The organism is Vibrio xiamenensis (assembly GCF_900100015.1).
Taxonomy (GTDB): domain Bacteria; phylum Pseudomonadota; class Gammaproteobacteria; order Enterobacterales; family Vibrionaceae; genus Vibrio; species Vibrio xiamenensis.
The window spans coordinates 14,769-19,128 of the sequence record NZ_FNDD01000050.1 but is presented as its reverse complement, the minus strand read 5'-3'; the positions used below and the strand labels follow the sequence as shown (position 1 = coordinate 19,128).

General features: G+C 43.8%; 4 protein-coding genes. All 4 read right to left on the bottom strand.

Features of this window, described 5'->3' with window-relative positions; translation table 11 throughout:
* Window positions 1-726: 726 nt before the first annotated feature.
* The 4 genes from BLS03_RS24245 to BLS03_RS24230 all read right to left on the bottom strand — a co-directional run bounded on the left by BLS03_RS24245 (window position 727) and on the right by BLS03_RS24230 (window position 3,822).
* Entirely contained in the window at window positions 727-978 is a 252-nt protein-coding gene (locus tag BLS03_RS24245; protein WP_093279425.1) for a hypothetical protein, read from the bottom strand.
* 127 nt (window positions 979-1,105) lie between these two features.
* Window positions 1,106-1,810 carry a hypothetical protein gene (locus BLS03_RS24240; protein WP_093279424.1) on the bottom strand — a complete coding sequence of 235 codons (705 nt, stop codon included), beginning with the start codon at window positions 1,808-1,810 and terminating at the stop codon, window positions 1,106-1,108.
* 57 nt (window positions 1,811-1,867) lie between these two features.
* Complete coding sequence (locus tag BLS03_RS24235) at window positions 1,868-2,890, bottom strand: patatin-like phospholipase family protein (protein ID WP_093279423.1); 1,023 nt, start codon at window positions 2,888-2,890, stop codon at window positions 1,868-1,870.
* Between the two features lie 260 nt (window positions 2,891-3,150).
* Complete coding sequence (locus BLS03_RS24230) at window positions 3,151-3,822, bottom strand: chitosanase (RefSeq protein WP_218122046.1); 672 nt, start codon at window positions 3,820-3,822, stop codon at window positions 3,151-3,153.
* Between the last annotated feature and the right edge of the window lie 538 nt (window positions 3,823-4,360).

Below are 4,360 nucleotides of genomic sequence, written 5' to 3'. Positions count from 1 at the left end.
CGGTTTTAGGCGCGTCCTGCGCCGAAAACCTAAAAATTCATCCCTGAATTTTTGCCTAATGATTTGTTTCTTATTTATCTAGATCGCGGTAAACAAGCGTCGTCATTCCGAAGGATCAGAAAGAGCTATTCGGAATCTGGGGTATCTTGGGTTAGTTGTTTAGTTTGATGCGCCTAACGTGTGTCGATTTCTTTTTTATCTGCGATAGCGCACCAGTCCCTTTTGTTGGCGCAAAAGGAACCAAAAGCGCCTTTTGTGCTTTGACGCTGTTCGGCTCGGTTTTAGGCGCGTCCTGCGCCGAAAACCTAAAAATTCATCCCTGAATTTTTGCCTAGTGATTTGTTTGGTATTTATCTAGACGGTGAACCAACGTCGTTATTCTGGAGGCTCAGAAAGAGCTATCCGGAATCTGGGGTATCTTGGGTTGAGTTGTTGGTTTGATGCGCCTAACGCGCGTCGATTTCTTTTCTATCTGCGATAGCGCACCAGTTCCTTTTATTGGCGCAAAAGGAACCAAAACGCCTTTTGTACTTTGGCGCTGTCCGGCTCGGTTTTAGGCGCGTCCTACACCGAAAACCTAAAAATTCATCCTGAAATTTTGCCTAGTGATCTGAATATCTGAGTTGAGGTAGTTCGATTAGATAATTATAAAAACGGTGATTAGACACCACCTGAGACACAGCAAATTATTGAAGGGTGTTTTATCTCTATCGTACAGCACTTATCTTATTCGTAGAGTAACCAGTTGGTGGCATAAATCACCAAAATAATGGCAAGGACGACAAAAACGAGAATCGCGAATATCGTGACCAGTTTTTTGATTGCGCTTGGTCTATCAAATACTTCGCCTGCGGCTTCCTTCACTCTGCGGTCTTCATCAAAGTGCCATTTGATCGCTAAGTAGCCTCCGATAGCTAATACAATCAGCTTAAAAGCGCCGGCAAAGTACGGAAAGAAGTTAGCCAAAAAGCTGTTCATTATTTATCTCCAACAAATACATCTCGCTGGCGCAAGTCTACTGCTCGTGCTTGTGGTATACAACTAACTTTGTAATCCTTATTGCTATCAGTGGTTGGCTCAATAACAGAATTGGCACACTTCTGCATCATGATTTATCGGGCACAAAACTCATCTCACAATTCACTACTTTGGCTTTTCCTTTCGCGCCGAGCATCCACATGATATCAAGTTGCGACTCAACCGCCGGTTGGACGATCAGTTCGCCGGAAACGGGTTGATCAATGGTTAAGGAATTAATCGCTTTGCCATTATCGTCTTGCATTTCTATTTTGGCGATCGGTGCGTCGCTATGAATGGTTTTGGTCGGGTTGGGCCAAGAGATCGCCAGCGTGCTTTGCTGGCCTTGAGTGTCAGTAATGATGATATCGTAAGACAGCGTCGATTTGCGCCAATCTTGATCGCCTTGCGGTGTGGAGGTGATGACATAGTTGTAGGTTTTGTTTTCCTGCTCTGGCGCGCTTTGCTCTGAAGCGGTTGCTGAGTTTAGCCAGATATTGGCAAATGACTGTTGGTTGGATTCACTCATGCCCGAGCCGATAGAAACAATCAACGAGGGCGCGGCGATACCCGCGAATAAATAGTCGACCAGTTTTCGATTTCGTTCGACGGCGAACACCGAAATCACCCCACCAATGACAAAAAACAGCGCAATGCCAACATAAAAACTCAATACGATTTTGTCGCCCATTTGGGCGGTGGGGCTATTGGTGAGCAAGATGGCTAAGGTGAGCGATTTTGGCAAAATGCCGCCAATGCCACCGACCAAAAATGATTTCAGGTGTTCAGACATATTCTGTTCCTCGTTATCGACTGCAATTAACCGCGAGTCGGCCAATCCTGTTTGACGTTATTTATTCGGCGCAACTTTGGATTTGTCATACCATTTGAAATAACTGTCGGCCCCTTGTTGCCCTGAGGTAACCAGCTGCTGTTTCTTTTCGTCGGAAAGGTCAAAGTCGGTGGTATTCACGCCCAGAGTGTCGATATACACAGTGCGCGCCCAGTCGTCGCTGTGAAGGTGGCTATTTTGCTGCGCTTCCATCAGAGTATTGATAAGCGCTGAGGTGTAATCAAAAAAGCTATCAATCGGCTGGCTGGTGGGCACCGCATGGTCGCGAAATACCGAAATTTCTTCCTTAGTATCAAGGCGAAATCCGAGCGTTTCTTTGTTGTAGACGTATTCCGAGACAGGTCTGATTAAGTCTTGGATCTGTTTGTTGACCTTCTTGTAGTAGTTGGGCTCCACGTAGTTTTCGGTTTTGAGGTATTTTTTGCGGTCAAACAGTTTCACGGGATAGTTATCGAGCACGCCGCCATCGACATACACATCGCCACGCATACTGCGTTTCGAGGCAAAAAACAGCGGAATCGACATCGAAATTCGCGCCGCATCGGCAACGCATATTCTGGGCGTGTGTTCAGCAGAGAACACTTCAGAAAAAGAGGTAGAAAGGTTGGTGCCCATAAAATACATAGATTTAAAGCCTTTGGTGGCCTTTAGCGCTTCGATGTCGGCAAAGGTGCTCTCGCTGTTACCGGTTTTGGCTTTGATCAGTTGAGCTATCCAGTTGCGAAAGAAGTCGCCTTTATACCAGCCAAACTCGTCGATAAGCCTTTGTACGTCGCGGCCAACGCCCCAAGAGTCGTCCATAAATTGGTTAAAGTCTAAATCCCATAGAATCTCCTCAGTTTCTGTTTGGTCGTAGCCAAGGCCAACTAATACCGCATTAATGGCGCCCGCAGAGGTGCCGCCAACACGTTGTATATTTTCAAGAATATTTTTTTCATCCAGCACTTTAAGCGCGCCTAAATACGCAATTCCTTTTACACCACCACCTTCAAATACTAAATTTTTAAAATGGTAATCCATATTGATATCCTTAATTTATTTATTAAATAACAGAGTGTTACCTTTTTATATTTACGTCCTAAGTTAAAAGGTGTGTTTATTAAAGATGCTGCTTTATTAGGGAACAAGATGGAAAGGGGAATGTATTGAAGGATGAATCACGCTTGAGAGTGTGTTTCATTGTTGCATATATTAATTAAAACGCTGGTCGTTATATTTTGATTAATTGATCGTAAAGCGAATAAATAGACTTGGTTGTTCAGTTAAAACGTTATCAATGATTAAGATACAGAAATTCCGTTGGCGATAATGGGCGTTTTTTCTAAGTCCCAGTTATCTTTTTCGATTTCGTTTATAAAGGTTTGAGTTCGATATATGGTTTTGCGCAGAATTGGGCGGCTATGGTATTTCAGCCACTGGTGACGCGTACTCACGTAAGCCTGTATCCATGCTTTCTCATCGCCACCTTTTGATGGCGGTAACTCTATGAAACGCTTGCGTAAAAACATCGGAATGCCGCCTGAGTGAATGTAGGAGTCGTAGACGACCAAGGCGCTTAAATCCAATGCCATTTTGTAACGTTCACACCATGCCATTGCAGGGTTCCAATACACTTGATCAAAAAACAGATCTTGCGTTTGGCGCATGACCTCATCTTCTTTTGCAGCTAATACCAGTAAGTTTTTGAACTCGTTATTTTCATGTAAAGGGGTATGGCCGATCAAATCCAAATAAGGAATAAAATCGTGGCAATAGGTGCCTTCATGCTCAACATACATTTCAAGTAAAGTTAATAAATTTCCTTGCTCGGTGGTTTGGCAGCGGCCAAAAGTAATCTGTTTACTATTGGCGACACCATCGGAATACACCACTAACTTTTCATATTTCCCTTCGGATTTTCCAGTTTCAAATACATTGAGAATTTTTTGAATTAATTGCTTTTTTTTCGTCATGGTCAGTCCTATACCATATGGAAGTCGATTATTTTGGCGATGCTTTTGATAAGGCGTGTTAGCTCATTAATCCAAGCGAATAAATAAGATAATAAAAAAGTAACTTTAAAGCAGTATAGGTTGCAGAGAACCGTGAAAAGTGAATCTGCGAGGTATTTACTCACAGTCTATTTATTAAGAAATTTTTAATCAGATTTCTTGATTGCTGCTTTTTATCGCTGATCGAGGTGGTTTGTGTGATGCGCTTAGCGCGAGTCGATTTCTTTACCACCTGCGATAGCGCACCAGTTCCTTTTTTGGCGTAAAGGGAGGCGAAGCGCCGGTTGGTTTTGGTGAGGTGGTTTGTATGATGCGCTTAGCGCGAGTCGATTTCTTTACCATCTGCGATAGCGCACCAGTTCCTTTTGTTGGCGAAAGGGGAGGCGAAACGCCGGTTGGTTTTGTGGCATTGTTTGTGGTGAGGTGGTTTGTGTGATGCGCTTAGCGCGAGTTGATTTCTTTACCATCTGCGATAGCGCACCAGTTCCTTTTGTTGGCG